Here is a 14,878-nt window from a genome sequence, read left to right as displayed (position 1 = left end):
AGCTATAAGTTTACTTGAACAATTCATTTTCTTGGATAGCTTCCACCTGCATATTCATCTTGTCTTTCAGCAGGTAGTCCATGTAGTAAACGTAGGCGTGTTCAAGATTCGGTTCGATGGCTTTGTGCGAGTATTCCTCGATGTTTTCAGCCACGACCTGAATCTCTAGTCCTCCGTCTGTCGGGATGGTCGAGATAATCGGGTATTTCTCCTTGATGTCCTCGTATTCTTGGTCGGTCACGAAAATTTCCCACACTTTTCCTCTTGCCAAGTCGATCATCTCGTCGGGCGAACCCTCGAATTTCAACTCGCCCCGGTTCAGGAGAGCCAATTTCTTACAAGTACTGGAAATATCTCCCACGATATGGGTGGAAAGGATGATGATGGAATCCTTGTCGCTGATATCCGAGAGGATGTTCCGGAACCGGATTCTTTCCTCCGGGTCAAGACCTGTCGTCGGCTCGTCGACAATGATTACTTTCGGGTTACCGATAATTGCTTGTGCAATCCCCAACCGTCTTTTCATACCCCCGGACAATTTGTTTGCCCAGCGGTCGCGTACTTCAAACAATCCAACTTTGCGTAGCATTTCGTCTACCACTTCGCCGCGGTGTTGTTTGCCTTTGATTCCGGCAAGGCCTGCCCCGTAATCCAGGAATTCCCATGTCTTCAACTTCTCGAAGAAGCGGAAGTCCTGCGGGAGATAGCCCAGCATGGAGCGAATCGCCTTCCTGTCTTTCGCGATGTCATAGTCGTCAAAAAAGATTGTCCCGGATGTGCTGCTCTGCAAAAGCGTCATGATTCGCATCAGGGTGGTTTTTCCTGCTCCATTCGGTCCCAACAGACCAAACATTCCCGGTTCGATTTCAAGATTCAAATCTTTTAAGGCTTTTTTACCTCCCGGGTAAACTTTGTTTAGATTTACAATTTTGATACGCATAACATTGGTATTTTAGGTTGGTATAAATCTATGCATAATAAGTAGGAATGTATGTTAATAAAATGTGAAATATGAATGTCCGAATAAGACCTGTTTTGCTTAAAAAGGTTTATTTTTTTAACAAAATATTAACAAAACCCGCCCGGTATGCCTTCTTTTGTGTTATTTTGGATAAAAGTATTGCCCATGGGCATTCAGGGGAAGTATTAAATTTTTCATATAAGGCTATTTATTTGTTTTCGTGAATATATGCAACAACGGTTTGTTAGCAAGTTATTTAAGTAAAAAAGGCAGGAATGTCGATGAATACGGGAATTTTGTCTACGAGAATATTTCCCGGATCACCCGGATGCTTTTCGTGTTGAAATCTAAGTTCAGGTGGAAACCGAGAAAGAGCAGGGCAATGTCGAGAAGAATTTTTCGGCTTTGTTGGTTGAGGGGGATGTTTTTGAGGGAATCCAGCGGGGTGGTGCAAAGTTCGTGTATGATCTTGGCGGAATGTGGTCCCGTGCAGTAGTTCTCGGGCGTACTCGTGGGATAGAAACATCCGTCGTTGATGTTGAAAACGTGGTCTGGGCGATAAGAATCGTTGTCGATGCCAAAACCCATCAGTTTGCTAAGCCGGAAGAGGAACAGCAGGTTGAAGTTGGCAATATCTTCCCGTGAAGTATTGAGGTATTCCACGGAGTACCTGATGTATTCGAACAATGCTTCGTTCGGGTCGGAATGCCGCAGCGTGAGGTCGAGGATTTCACCCCACAGCAGGGCGATGTTCATCTTGTACACGTCGAAATAAATGGAGGACGTGTTCACGAGGGAAGATACGCTTTTCAATTTGTGAAGCCCGCCTCGCTCGTTGGGGTAATATTCGATCTCGACGATCTGCATACATTGCACGGCGTGGTTGTTCTTCCGCTTGAAAAGCGCCATGGGGGTGATAAATTGCATATACCCCCGTTCTGCCGAGTAGGCGTGCATGATTTGTTGCTGCTCGGAGTAAGGAAGGCTTTTCAATATGACCGCTTTGACCGTTTGCATGGGGTGGGGTTTACCGCTCGTTCAGGAACTGGCATAATCTCTGCACGGCTCTCCCCCGGTGGCTGATCTCGTTCTTGGCGTGCGGGGGCATCTCCGCGAAACTCTCCATGAACCCGTCGGGACGGAATATCGGGTCATAGCCGAATCCCTCGTGCCCGTGTTTTTCGGTGAGGATTTCCCCGTCGACGATGCCCTCGAAAAGGTATTCCCGGTTGTCGAGGATAAGGGCGATCACCGTCCGGAACCGGGCTTTGCGGTTCGCCGTACCTTCCATCTCCCGGAGTACCTTGCGCATATTCGCTTCCGAGTCATGGGCGGTGCCGGCGTAGCGTGCCGAGTAGACGCCGGGAGCATTCCCGAGAGCCTCTATTTCCAGACCCGTGTCGTCGGCAAAACAATCAAGCCCGTATTTGTCGTGGATATACCTGGCTTTTTGCAAGGCGTTTCCTTCCAGTGTATCTTGTTCTTCCGGGATATCCTCGTGGCATTGAATGTCTTTCAGGGAAACGATCTCGTGCCGGGAGCCCAGCATCTCCCGAATTTCTTCCAGCTTGTGCGTGTTGTTGGTCGCGAAAACTAATTTCATCTTTGTCTAAAATTCGTGTACGGCAAAATTAGCGAAATAGATGGTCTTTGCAAATTTCTCCGCTAACGGATACACCGGACTCACGTTAAATTAGATATATTTGCAGTCTGATAACGTGTTCCGGGTATGTTCGTTACGGGATATCTGGAAGCAAGTTTTAAACTGTAAATTGAAAACGAATGAAAGGGATTGTCTTCAAGTCTACCGGAAGCTGGTATTCCGTGCGGGTAGAATCGGGTGAGATACTGGAATGTCGGATGAAAGGAAAGTTCAGGATGAAGGGAATCAAGACCACGAATCCTGTTGCGGTGGGTGATGTCGTGGAAGTAGTGGTGAATCCCGATGGAGCCGTGATTAGCCGGATAGAGGATCGGAAGAATTACATCATCCGCAAATCGACCAACCTGTCGAAAGAGGCGCATATTATAGCGGCGAATGTCGACCAGGCGATGCTAGTGGTGACGGTGAATCATCCCGTGACGTCTACCGTCTTTATCGATCGTTTTCTAGCCTCGGTGGAGGCGTACCGGATTCCTGCTGTGCTCGTGTTCAACAAGATTGATTTGTACGGCGAGGACGATCTGATGATGTTGGGAGCCTTGACGCGAGTGTACATGGAGGCGGGATACGAGTGTTTGCATGTTTCTTCGCTGACGGGAGAGGGTATGGAAGATGTGGTGGCGGCGTTGAAAGATAAAGTGACCGTCTTTTCCGGTCTGTCGGGCGTGGGGAAATCCTCGTTAATCAACCGGGTGGAACCGGGATTGCAACTGAAAGTGGCGGAGATTTCGGAATCCCACGACACGGGGAAGCACACGACGACTTTCGCGGAGATGTTCCCGTTGAGTTTCGGGGGCTATATCGTGGATACACCCGGTATCCGCGCGTTCGGGGTGATCCACATGGAGAAAGCGGAAATATCCCATTATTTCCCGGAGATATTCAAGCGGGCGGGAGATTGCCGTTTTTATAACTGTACCCATATCCACGAGCCGGGATGTGCCGTCATTCAAGCCGTGGAGGACGGGGAGATCAGCGAGAGCCGTTATTTCAGCTACGTGAGTATGTTCGAGGAAGGGGAGGAGAAATACCGAAAATAGTATCATTCGTTTGGCGTGGAATACATTTTATGAACCGTATTACTATAAAATTGGAAGCTTTTATTTAACTTTGAAAGGTCAATAATTTATACACGCGTGTGAGTTTTTTAATTTATGCAGGTTGATGATAAGTTGATATGTCGTTTTTTGGGCGAACACGATCACCGGGGGATGGAGGTCTTGTTTGAATATTATTATCGACCGTTGGTGCTGTGGGCGGATACGTTTTTGTGTGACATCCCTGCCGCGGAGGACGTGGTACAGGATTTTCTCGTGGATTTCTGGGAGAAACGGGCTTACGAGAGGATCACGTCGGGTAGTCTTCGGGGATACCTTTTCGCGGCAGTGAGGAACAGGGCGTTGAAGCTGTTGGAAAAGAGGGATGTCTTGCGGGAGTCGGACAGGGTATTGCCCGTGCTGGCGGACGAGAGCGACGCGGGTTGGCTTACGGAGGAGATATTGCAGGCTGTCGAGGAGGAGATCGAGAAATTGCCCCCGCGCATGAGGGAGGTTTTGAGGGCGGTGTATATAGACGGGTTGAGTTACCGGGAAACGGCTGAAAAATTTGTTATTTCTATTGCCACGGTTAAAACACTTCTGGTGAACGCGTTAAAACGGCTGCGGAAGATATTTTCCGGTTTTTCCCGGTTTGATAGTCTATAAAAATTTATAAAGTTGAATGCGTTAAAACGACTAAAGTAAGCTGATCGAGGATAACTCTTTCGTCAAAGCTTTTATCCCTTGTTGTATCTTTTCTAACTGTTGTTTGCGAGGTTTATGTACTCCGGCTGCATAGTGCCATAATTGGCGTTCGTTTATTCCAGTTATTCGGCTTAATGCGGCTTTCGTGAAAATACTACTATAGTAATTGATAAAAGTTGCCGCATCTATTTTGAAATTCAACTCGAATTCTCCAGAAAGAATATCAATCGGATTTGGGTTGTCTTCAAGATATAACTCGATAGCTTCACGGGTATTATTTCCGATCTCAGCCATGTTATTGCCTACTATTATGATCGGTGCGCCTTCTATATATGCGCTCAAGTTCTTTCCTGCATGTTCGACAATTACTTCTACCGTTTTCATGTAGCATCGTTATTACGTTTTTTACTGATTTATAGCTCATGGCGTCTCAGGCTTGATTACGATACAAATATAGTAAAAATATGAATATAATTCAAAGATTTGTTCGTGTTTTTACTATGATTTATAAAGAAGTTATTTTTTCCGATTTTTTTTTCTGATTTGAATCAACCGTTTTGTCATTTTTCTGGTCTATGGGGTAAGAAATTGATATGATAGAATGGAAAGAGAATATCAAATTACCGAATCCGAGCTGTTGGATTTTTTTAATGGCAAACTTTCTGCCGCGGAAGAGAAGGAAATTCTGGAATGGAAGGAGGCTTGCGACGAGAATCGTGAGGTGTTTGATGCCGCGCGTAGGGAGAATTTCGTGATGCGGCAGGTTGTGCGGGCACAGTTGATCAAGGGGGAGTACTCTTCGATACGGGGGCGTATCGGTGGGACGAGACGCCGGTCGTTCAAGTTGTGGCACGGGGTGGCGGCTGCCGTGGTGGTTGCGGTGGTGTCGTCGGTGGTGTTATGGCAGGATGATGCAGTTGACAAGAGTAGAACGATGGCTTCTATCGGTTCGCCCGCCCGCAAGGCTATACTGGAGATGGCAAATGGTGGGCAGCATTACTTGGGCGGTCGCGAGATCGAGTTCAAGGAGCGGGATGGAGCACAAGTGGCGATCAGCAGCGGTAAGGTCGTGTACGATAAAAAATTGGAGGAGAACGCGGGGGAAGAAAAAGAGGATGTGCTGGTTTATGACAGGATCACGATCCCCCGGGGGGCCGGGTTGTACCGGATATCGCTGAATGACGGTAGCGTGGTGTGGCTAAATTCGGACAGTCGGTTGGAATACCCGGAAAAGTTCGCGAGGGGCGAACGGAGGGTGCGTGTTACGGGAGAGGCGTTTTTCGAGGTGGCTCGGGATACGGCGCGTCCGTTTGTCGTGGAAACGGTGCGGCAGGCGGTGACGGTGCTGGGTACGAAGTTTAACGTGTCGGCTTACCCGTCAGAGCCGGAGTTGACGACGCTTGCCTCCGGGAAGGTGAAGGTAGTCCCTGTCCACGGGACGGAGGCAGTGGTGCTTTCCCCGGGGGAACAGTCTGTTTTAGGCGTTGGTGTCGATAGCTTGCGAGTATGCCAGGTAAACGTGAGTGACGTGGTGGCGTGGAAAGATGGGATGATCAGTATCGAGAATATGGCATTGAGCGAAGTCCTGAAAGTCGTTTCGCGTGCTTACGACGTGGATTTCGAGACGGGGAGTTTGCCCGGGGAAGACATTATCCTGCGGGGAAGTATTTCGAGTGACGAGACGCTGGAGGTGTTTCTTGCCGTGTTGAGTAAAGTGGCAGATGTTAAATTTAAAATGAATGCCGATGGGAAAATAGAAGTTCAGAAACTAGAGTAAAAAAGAGAGAGAATTCAAGGAATTCTCCCGCTTACGTGTGTAACGTCTGTTGGTAGCAGACGATATCTTATTAATTCAAAAACAAATGTATGAAAAAAAAATCTAATCACGCCATTTTTCGGGTGGGAATTCGGAAATGGAGCAAGATTGTTTTAGCAAATTTTATTTTGATGTTGTTGTCGTGCGCTGTCGTGTACGCGCAAAATGATTCTTCGCGGCAACAGAAGATTACAGCCAAGTACCGTAACAATACCATCTTGGAAGTACTTGAGGATTTGAAAGTGAAGACTGGATATACTTTTGTGCACAAGCAAAATGATATATCCGATGAGATCAAAATTACAGAAACTTTCACGAATGCAACGTTGGATGAGGTGTTGAAAAAGGTGCTTGTGGCTCACGGGTATGATTATTCGATCGAGAGCAAGGTGATCGTGGTGAAGAAAAAAATGAAAGTAGAGCAAACCCCGGAAGTGAATCTGCTGAAAGTCAGCGGTCGCATCGTGGACGAGAAAGGTAATCCCGTGGCCGGGGCGACCATCGTGATCGTGGGAACGACGCAAGGGGTGGCTTCCGACGCGGAAGGGCATTATGCTATTGCCGCCAAGTCGGACGACGTGTTGCGGGTATCTTTCATTGGGTATGAAACGAAAGTGGTTGAAATCAAGGGGAAGGACAAGTTGAATGTCCGCTTGAATCCCACCGAGGAGAACCTCGAAGAGGTGACCGTTGTGGCATTCGGCGAGCAAAAGAAAGAGAGCGTGGTTTCATCCATTACCACCGTTCGCCCGATGGACTTGAAGTCGTCCAGCAGCGACCTGACTTCCAGTTTTGCCGGGAAAATAGCCGGTATCATCGGTTGGCAGACGGGAGGAGCCCCGGGTGCGTTGACCGAGGAGGAGATGAACACGAAATTCTACATCCGCGGTATCAGTTCATCCAACGGGGTGTCCGAGCCTTTGGTGTTGATCGACGGGGTGGAATCTTCCCGTTTGGATTTGGCGCGTATGGCACCGGAGGACATCGAGAGTTTCTCCGTGTTGAAAGACGCTTCCGCCACGGCGATGTACGGTGCCCGCGGGGCGAACGGGGTAATCCTCGTGACCACGAAAAAGGGTGAAGCCGGGAGCGTGTACACCTCCGTGCGCTACGAGGCGGTGGCTTCCATGCCGACGGATAAAATTGAGGTGGTGGACCCGAAAACGTACATGTTGATGTACAACGAGGCGTTGATGACGCGTAACCCGGATGCGACACCGGTGTATTCTTTGACGAAAATCGAGCGCACGGGCGATCCCAACTATCCTGCCTGGCTTTATCCCGCCAACGACTGGTACAAGATTTTGTTCAAGGATATGTCGATCAACCACCGCGTGGGAGTGAACGTGCGAGGGGGCTCCGAGCTGGTGCAATATTACGCTTCCGTGAATTACGTGAACGACGAGGGTATGTTGAAAACCGACAAGTTGAACCAGTTCGACGTGAATATCAAGAACTCCACGCTCTCTTCCCGTTTGAACCTGAACGTGAACCTGAATGCCGGTATCCGTTTGTTGGCGAACACCTCTTTCTCCGTGGATAAATATCATGGCCCTTATTCTAACGTGCAACAAGCTTATGCGATGGCGTTTAACGCTTCTCCCGTGAATTTCGCTCCCACTTACCCGGGGGATAAAGAGAACGGATGGCCGCATATCCGATTCGGGAATGTGGTTGGTGGGCCTGCTAGTGGTGTTATTAACCCTTATGCTGCATTACAAGCCGGGTATATAGAACGGGGACGTTTTTCTTTGACTTCGCGGCTAGAATATATACATAATTTATCTTCTCTGCTGAAAGGCTTGGAGTTACGTGCCAGCGTGGCATACTCAACTTCTAATTATAATAGTGAAGCTTATCAAACAGTTCCTTTTTATTACGCTTGTGATCCAGAAAGTGGTGGGTATGATTTTGAAACGAGAGAACATTTTTTGACGAATGTTAATTCTCAGCCGGGACGTAGGACTTTAGAGAGTGAAGGGGGAGATCGAACTGTTTCTTCACAGTGGGTATATGAAGGACGCTTGCTACACACGGCGGCTTGGGGAGATCATCAAACCTCGTTGACAGCGGTGTTTCAAGCTCAGCAGGCAAGCCATTCTCCGGTCCTTGATTTGTATGATGGTATCGAGAATCGTAATTTAAGTTTCTCCATGCGCGGTAGTTACGGTTATCTGGACCGTTATTTCGTGGAAGCCAGCTTCGGGTACAATGGTTCCGAACGTTTCACGAAAAACAACCGCATGGGCTTTTTCCCGTCCGTGGGTGGGGCTTGGATCGTGTCGAAAGAAAATTTCTTGCAGGGAGCGAGCAACGTGGTTTCCTTCCTGAAATTGCGGGGATCTTACGGAAAAGTGGGGAATGACGGGATCATAGCAACACCGCGCTTCGTCTATATGCCGCAAATTGGTAAGACAAGTGTAAACGGGGGAACTTATCCTGAGGTTGGAAATGAAGACACGTTTTATCGGAAACAAATTCAAAATTATGGGGACCCAGACGTGAAATGGGAGGTTTCCGAACAGGTGAACTTGGGTTTGGAATCTCGTTTTTTCAAGGATGTGCTGGAATTGAATGTCGATATTTATCAAGAGATCCGTCATAATATTATAGGTAATAGAACTGTGATTCCTGCTAATATGGGGATCGAATTGCCTCCATTGGATAACATGGGTAAAGTGCGTTCACGAGGCTTGGATTTGTCTGCGAAAGTGCAACACGCTTTTTCTCCTGATTTTTGGGTCATCTTGAACGGAACCTTCACGTATAACAAGGCGGTTTACAAGGAGTTGGAAGAGGCAACCGACAAACCCCGGTGGCAATGGAAGTGCGGCCACGAGATTTCGCAACAGGTGGGCTACATCGCCGAGGGCTTGTTCCACGACCAGGCGGAGATCGATAACTCCCCCTTGCAATCCACGGTTCAACCGGGAGATATTCGTTATCGTGATATTAATGGAGATGGTGTTATCGATGCGGAAGATGCAGTGCATATCGGGTTCCCGGAAACACCGAGAATCGTGTACGGTTTCAGTGGTTTTGTCAATTATAAAAATTGGGAATTCAATTTTGCCTTCCAAGGTTCTGGTAACCGGGGATTCTTTATCGATCCGACGGCTTTGTCGCCCTTTGTGAACGATCATGCTATGTTGAAAGAAATATACGATAGCCATTGGACGGAAAAGAGCATGAGCGCCCGTCCTTTCTGGCCGCGTCTCTCGACCCAGAGTATTACGGTTAATAACCCCCAAGAAGATAGGCATAGTATTAATAATAGTGATCGCAAGTCGACCTATTTTATGCGTGAATGTTCTTTCTTGCGTTGCACGTCATTGGAACTGGCTTATAATTTGCCATTGAACTTACGCACGAAACTTCGCATGCAAAACGTGAAATTTTTCGTTCGGGCGAACAATCCGTTCATGTTCAGTAATTTCAAGTTGTGGGATGTGGAATTGGGAGAGAACGGGTTCAATTACCCGATACAGAAAACTTATGCCGTAGGGGTGAATATTAGTTTCTAATTTAATATAATATAGTGATATGAAACGATTATTGTATTTTTTAATACCGCTGTTCTTTTTTTCCGCTTGTGACAGTTGGTTGGATATCGTTCCGGAGGAAGATATGACAACATTGGATACGGAATTTGAAACGCGTAATGAAGCAGAGAATTGGTTGCGGAGTTGTTATATGTTTTTGCAGACTCCTGTACCATCGATTGCGCATAACGAGGCATTTTTGGGTGCAGATGAATTTGTCGTGAGCGATAACGTGTACGATATACTTGGACCTAATCAAAAACCGTATTTCGTGGGTTTGATGATTGCTAATGGCATGCAGAATTCATTGGAGCCATATAATGATCGGTGGTTGAAAAAGGAGGCGTCACAACAAGGACAGTTAGAGGGAAGATCTGATTTTTACACGGCGATAAATATGTGTAACATTTTTATAAATAAAATAGATCAAGTGTATAATTTGGAGGCAGCTGGAAAACGCGAGCGGAAAGGTGAAGTTATGGCGTTGAAAGCGTATTACTATTTTGAACTGGTGCGTCGTTATGGGCCGATTATTTTAGTGCCAGAAAATATTGATCCGAACGTGAATATACAGGCAATGAAAGTTCCGCGTAGCCACGTGGATACTTGTTTTAACGCGATCGTTAAACTGTGTGATGATGCGGCGGCAATACTTTCTCCGTTTAATCAAAAAGAGACCAGTCGGAGAGCTTATTTTTGTAAAGAGGCTGCTTTAGCTTTAAAAGCCCGTGCGTTGGCATACCAGGCTTCTGATCTATTTAACGGAAATCCTGATTACCGGGATTTTAGAAATAAAAATGGAGAACCTTTGTTTAGTGCAACCAAAGATCAGGAGAAATGGCGTCGGGCTGCTCAAGCAGCTAAAGAGGCTATTGACGTCTGTTTAGATAATGGTAAGAGGTTGGTAAAAGGTAAATCTGGAACATCGAAATTGTTGGCGGATATGAAAAATATCGAGGGAGCGACGACTACGTTTGGTTTTGCGAGTGAAGAGGCTTTATTAATGGTTAAGCCTTATGGATCGCGTGGAGAATTTTTTGAACGGACATTGCCTCGGACGAAAACGGGGGAAAGTTTTTTGCAGGGAACTTGCATCAGTCCAAGTATGAAAATGGTGGAGATGTTTTACACGGACAATGGATTGCCTATAGACCAGGATCCGACCTATGGAGCGGGAAATCCCTATCAATTAGTGAAAGTGAGGGATCCTAAATATACCAATGTGGTAATGATGGATGTGGATATTCCTTATTTGCATACGCGTCGGGAACCGCGGTTCTACGCTGATATTGCGGCAGATCGCACGTGTTGGCAATTGGGGTTAACAACTGAACAACTTTATAAAGTTGAAGTATACCAGGGAGAAGAGTTCGGATTGAAAGAAAATCGGTTGAATTCATTGGTCCCTCAAAATAGAACAGGTTACTTTTTGAAAAAATGGATATATTCGAATTGTGCACTCCATAATTATAGCTCGGATTTGTCCTCTTTAGGGGTTAGACCTTTCCCGGCGATTCGAATGGCAGAGTTGTATTTGTTGGCTGCCGAAGCGTATAACGAAATAGACGAGAGGAAAGTAGCTTGTGAATACTTGAATGAGGTACGTGCTCGTGCGGGGATTCCGGATGTAGAAGATTCTTGGGCTATGGCAAAAGATAAAAATAAAGTGAAAACTCAATCGGGTTTGCGTGAGATTATTCGCCAGGAGTGGAATATTGAATTTGCGTTCGAGGGAATGCGTTTTTGGAATTTGCGCCGTTGGAAAACAGCTCACGTGGAATTGAATAACAAATTACGTGGTTGGGTGGTTACTGGTGCTGATGCCAATAGTTTCTATAATAATGGCAAAGGACCGGTGATAGTAAGTAGTAAAAATAAATTTGTGGCACCACGGGATTATTTCTGGCCAATACAAAGCGATGAAACGATGACGTCTGGTTGCGTGCAAAATTTGGGATGGTAAATAGATTTGTAATTTTAGATTTGATAATATGAAAAATACGTTGTTAATAGTATTGGTACTATGTGTTTTTTCCGCTTGCAAGGATGATGACGGGGTAAACTTCGACGTACCCGTGGAGTTCCGGAAAGTGGAGTTTCACGCGGTATCTGGAGGTGCCTTGATGAGGTACTATGTCGAGAACCCAGACGTGTATGGTGTGCGTGTTCGTTATCGGGATGCGTGGGGGGAATTGCGAACTCGGGAGGGGTCTTACTTGGGGGATTCTCTATTGTTGACTGGTTTTACCGAGGCGCGGCAAAATGTACCCGCGCAAGTTTCTTTCTTTAATCGCTCCATGGCTGAATCTGAATCTGTTGAAATGACGTTCAACACGGAAAAATCTGCTACCGTGGCGTTGTTTGATGATTTGAAAATACGAGAATTTTGGGGCGGATTCTCCGTGTCTTATCTGGCTCCGGAGAATACATCCGGAATGGTACACGTGTTCTACATGGGTAAAGACCCGTGGACGGGTAAACCGGATACAATTTTGATGTCTAGTACCCCGATAAAGGCAGGGGGGATACGCTCAATTTCGAGATGAAACAAGTGATGGATGCCACGGATGTAATAGTACGTACGGATGATTTTGAAGGGAAACGTGTGAAACTTCACGTGGAAAAGGGTTTACCTTGTCTTTCGATGGATACTTTGAAATATAGTAATGATTTTCTTTTTGAATTCGGGGGAACAACAGTCACGAATCTTGAATATGGATTGGGAGCCGACTATTTGTTTGATGGAGATAAGTATGGATTAAATTATCGCAGAAATAGATTGGCGGGAGAAAGGTACAAGTATAACACTTACGTGGTTGGTCCTCACGCTTTTTATAACAAGGAAGAGGGTGATAAAAACCGTTTTATTTTGGATTTAAAACAGGAGAGGGTTCCGGCTGGGGTCTTTATCTATGCTTTTTTGAATTATAGAACTTCTTGGCCTTATTCAAATGATAGAGGTTTTAGCGAGGGACCAGAATTCTTGCAAGATGTGTGGAAAGGATACTATATTTCGCGTCTTCCAGCGAAAGCTAAGCTGTACGGAACGAATAGTATGAATCCTCAGTCAGTGGATTTAGCTTCGTGTACACTTCTTTCGGAACTTGATGATGATATAGATGGTGTTTTTACTTCTTGGGCTGCACGGTCTGATTGTAATAATCTTGAAATAGATGACGATTGGATGAAAGGTGACGAGGAAGAATTGCTGGCGACAGAACCGGTGGTTCTACGAATGTTATGTAACTATGAGGAGGGAAGAAAATTCCGTTATTTGATTCTTGTAGTCACAGATACTTATAATTCAACGAGTCGCTTGGCTTCTATGAAAGAGGTGAACAGTCGCGAGTTCGTGACATTCAATGAAATGGAAGTGTGTGTAAAAGCAGAGTAAATTAAAGAATGTTGAAAATGATGAAGTGCAAATTATACTATATGGCGTTTTTATTCGCAGCTTTCTGCATGGTGGGTTGCGAGGATTTGGAAGACACGTATGATGAATTTAGTGGTGACGGGGTGATTCGTTACACGGGTAAATGTTCGAATTTGAGTGTAGAACCTGGATGGGAACGGTTGCGTGTTTCCTGGAAAGGTAATATGGATCCTAATATCGAGAAAGTGAAAATCGCTTATCAATCTGAACTTGACACCGAACCGGAAGTGAAATACGTTACTCCGAAAAATGCGGTGGAAACCGATTTGATGGATACTATTTCTTTGGTGGGGTTACGGGATGCTGTTTATTCCGTGAAAGTGAGCAACGTGGCTACCGATGGAACGGAATCTCTCGTGGAAACCCAGTACGGTCGTCCTTATACGGAAAGTCACGAGGATTTACGTTCTTTTACTCGTGGTATCGTTAATTTTTATCCGGTGAACGATAAGTTAGTAGTGATCCTGGATGGAATGAATTCTAATTTGAAAGAGATGAAATTGGAATACTGGGGGACTGATGGTAAAATTCATCCTTGGAATATACTTGAGTATATGGATCGTGCCATAGACGATTTGGATGATGTCATGTTTATGCTGCCGGATGATGACAATAATGTACCTGAAGAAGTGGGGATTGATTTCTCTAAACCACTGGTTGTGAATCGTAAGGGATTGCTTGCCGGGTGTGTTGATACGATCCGCTTTACTCCTGAACCGTTATCATTGGAAGAGCAAGTTTGGTCTTCCGGTTTTGTTAATGTGATGACGCATAAGTACGGGATGGATTGGAAAAGCGAGGTGGATAAGGTAACGGATATTGAACTGGATTACAATTTATCAACTTTTCAAGATCTATTTTATTTCCCGAACCTAAAGAACGTTTTTTTGGGTAAAAATCGTTATATGAAATCTGGACACTTGGAAAATTTGAGTACAACTGATCCTTACTTGGCGTTAACAACATTGTATTACTTGAGCAGGACGCGTGGCGTGAAAGTGGAATGTTACAACGATCATTATCTTTTCACGAAGAATATGTATGGCGACTCGTATATTCGATTATTGTCGTCAGAGTATTATGATTGGGAAAATGATGTTGAGTTTGAGGCAAAAATCGATACAGAGTGGCTGACCAGGAATAGAAGCCAGGAAAACTTGAATGACATGCCGCAAATTGTACCCTTGGATACGAAAGATTGGGTATTAACTTGTTCGGATACGACGTATAATGGAAATAAACCCAATGGAGTGAGTGCGATGTTGGATAATGATCCGGCTACTGTTTTTGAACCGGGATCAGATTTTGAACTTTTCACGGTTACAGTGAATATCGACATGAAAAAAGCGCAATCTTTGCACGGGTTTAAGTTTGTGCAGGCTGATATGGGGACGACGGATAAAACAGCTATCAAAAAAGATTTGCAATATTTGCTATCTTCTTTGAAAATAGAGGCTTCTGCGAATGGTTGGAGTTGGGAACAAGTCACATTTGATGAGGGAGGAGTTTCTGTGGGGAATGCTATAGGTGAGATCACGTTTATAGAAATACCGAGAGAAAAGCGAAGGGATGTACAATATATTCGATTAACAATAAACACCAATGTGGTTGGTACAACGACAAGTGGGGTGCCTATATACAGTTTGCGTATTGGTGACTTGATACCTTACATCTATCAATAATATTCACTATTGCTTGGATTTCCTCGCTGAAGCGGGGAA

At 45.6% G+C, this 14,878-nt stretch carries 12 protein-coding genes; 8 read left to right on the top strand and 4 right to left on the bottom strand.

What is annotated here, in order from left to right; all coding sequences use genetic code 11:
• Positions 1–10 precede the first annotated feature (10 nt).
• The 3 genes from BN8899_RS08025 to BN8899_RS08015 form a co-directional block, all read right to left on the bottom strand.
• Positions 11–940: an ABC transporter ATP-binding protein gene (locus BN8899_RS08025; protein WP_018338074.1), complete on the bottom strand. Its 930-nt coding sequence runs from the start codon at positions 938–940 to the stop codon at positions 11–13.
• 321 nt (positions 941–1,261) lie between these two features.
• Complete coding sequence (gene recO / locus BN8899_RS08020) at positions 1,262–1,978, bottom strand: DNA repair protein RecO (protein WP_065219025.1); 717 nt, start codon at positions 1,976–1,978, stop codon at positions 1,262–1,264.
• Between the two features lie 10 nt (positions 1,979–1,988).
• Positions 1,989–2,564, bottom strand: coding sequence for a non-canonical purine NTP diphosphatase (locus BN8899_RS08015; protein WP_065219024.1), 576 nt, complete (start codon positions 2,562–2,564; stop codon positions 1,989–1,991).
• Between the two features lie 179 nt (positions 2,565–2,743).
• Here BN8899_RS08015 and rsgA point away from each other — a divergent pair, with 179 nt between their 5' ends.
• Positions 2,744–3,664, top strand: coding sequence for a ribosome small subunit-dependent GTPase A (rsgA, locus tag BN8899_RS08010; protein ID WP_018338077.1), 921 nt, complete (start codon positions 2,744–2,746; stop codon positions 3,662–3,664).
• A gap of 114 nt (positions 3,665–3,778) precedes the next feature.
• The gene (locus BN8899_RS08005) at positions 3,779–4,327 is read left to right on the top strand and encodes an RNA polymerase sigma factor (protein WP_065219023.1); all 549 of its coding nucleotides are present in this window, start codon (positions 3,779–3,781) and stop codon (positions 4,325–4,327) included.
• A gap of 30 nt (positions 4,328–4,357) precedes the next feature.
• Here BN8899_RS08005 and BN8899_RS08000 read toward each other — a convergent pair whose 3' ends face one another.
• Positions 4,358–4,750 carry an antitoxin HicB gene (locus BN8899_RS08000; protein ID WP_065219022.1) on the bottom strand — a complete coding sequence of 131 codons (393 nt, stop codon included), beginning with the start codon at positions 4,748–4,750 and terminating at the stop codon, positions 4,358–4,360.
• Positions 4,751–4,967: 217 nt separating this feature from the next.
• On the opposite strand from BN8899_RS08000, the gene BN8899_RS07995 reads away from it, so the two are divergent.
• The 6 genes from BN8899_RS07995 (at position 4,968) to BN8899_RS07970 (ending at position 14,839) form a co-directional block, all read left to right on the top strand.
• The gene (locus BN8899_RS07995) at positions 4,968–6,143 is read left to right on the top strand and encodes a FecR family protein (protein ID WP_065219021.1); all 1,176 of its coding nucleotides are present in this window, start codon (positions 4,968–4,970) and stop codon (positions 6,141–6,143) included.
• An 89-nt stretch (positions 6,144–6,232) separates the two neighbouring features.
• Entirely contained in the window at positions 6,233–9,706 is a 3,474-nt protein-coding gene (locus BN8899_RS07990; RefSeq protein ID WP_065219020.1) for a SusC/RagA family TonB-linked outer membrane protein, read from the top strand.
• A gap of 19 nt (positions 9,707–9,725) precedes the next feature.
• Positions 9,726–11,687, top strand: a complete 1,962-nt coding sequence (locus tag BN8899_RS07985) for a RagB/SusD family nutrient uptake outer membrane protein (protein WP_065219019.1) — start codon at positions 9,726–9,728, stop codon at positions 11,685–11,687.
• Positions 11,688–11,715: 28 nt separating this feature from the next.
• Positions 11,716–12,270 (top strand): DUF4959 domain-containing protein, encoded by a 555-nt coding sequence (locus BN8899_RS07980; protein ID WP_065219018.1) that lies wholly within the window; start codon positions 11,716–11,718, stop codon positions 12,268–12,270.
• Positions 12,267–13,118, top strand: a complete 852-nt coding sequence (locus BN8899_RS07975) for a hypothetical protein (RefSeq protein WP_065219017.1) — start codon at positions 12,267–12,269, stop codon at positions 13,116–13,118. The genes BN8899_RS07980 and BN8899_RS07975 overlap by 4 nt, the downstream gene beginning before the upstream one ends.
• A 41-nt stretch (positions 13,119–13,159) precedes the next feature.
• On the top strand, positions 13,160–14,839 hold the full coding sequence (locus tag BN8899_RS07970) for a DUF4998 domain-containing protein (protein ID WP_187376819.1): 1,680 nt from the start codon (positions 13,160–13,162) through the stop codon (positions 14,837–14,839).
• The last annotated feature ends 39 nt before the right edge of the window (positions 14,840–14,878 follow it).

Origin of the sequence: Butyricimonas sp. Marseille-P2440 (genome assembly GCF_900091675.1) — a bacterium.
Classification (GTDB): Bacteria; Bacteroidota; Bacteroidia; order Bacteroidales; family Marinifilaceae; genus Butyricimonas; species Butyricimonas synergistica.
This window is presented reverse-complemented; position numbering and strand designations above follow the sequence as displayed.

Coding starts and splice junctions, on each gene's coding strand:
- BN8899_RS08015 (WP_065219024.1), bottom strand. CDS start 2,564: ATGAAATTAGTTTTCGCGACCAACAACACGCACAAGCTGGAAGAAATT.
- BN8899_RS07980 (WP_065219018.1), top strand. CDS start 11,716: ATGAAAAATACGTTGTTAATAGTATTGGTACTATGTGTTTTTTCCGCT.
- recO (WP_065219025.1), bottom strand. CDS start 1,978: ATGCAAACGGTCAAAGCGGTCATATTGAAAAGCCTTCCTTACTCCGAG.
- rsgA (WP_018338077.1), top strand. CDS start 2,744: ATGAAAGGGATTGTCTTCAAGTCTACCGGAAGCTGGTATTCCGTGCGG.
- BN8899_RS07990 (WP_065219020.1), top strand. CDS start 6,233: ATGAAAAAAAAATCTAATCACGCCATTTTTCGGGTGGGAATTCGGAAA.
- BN8899_RS08005 (WP_065219023.1), top strand. CDS start 3,779: ATGCAGGTTGATGATAAGTTGATATGTCGTTTTTTGGGCGAACACGAT.
- BN8899_RS08025 (WP_018338074.1), bottom strand. CDS start 940: ATGCGTATCAAAATTGTAAATCTAAACAAAGTTTACCCGGGAGGTAAA.
- BN8899_RS08000 (WP_065219022.1), bottom strand. CDS start 4,750: ATGAAAACGGTAGAAGTAATTGTCGAACATGCAGGAAAGAACTTGAGC.
- BN8899_RS07985 (WP_065219019.1), top strand. CDS start 9,726: ATGAAACGATTATTGTATTTTTTAATACCGCTGTTCTTTTTTTCCGCT.
- BN8899_RS07975 (WP_065219017.1), top strand. CDS start 12,267: ATGAAACAAGTGATGGATGCCACGGATGTAATAGTACGTACGGATGAT.
- BN8899_RS07970 (WP_187376819.1), top strand. CDS start 13,160: ATGGCGTTTTTATTCGCAGCTTTCTGCATGGTGGGTTGCGAGGATTTG.
- BN8899_RS07995 (WP_065219021.1), top strand. CDS start 4,968: ATGGAAAGAGAATATCAAATTACCGAATCCGAGCTGTTGGATTTTTTT.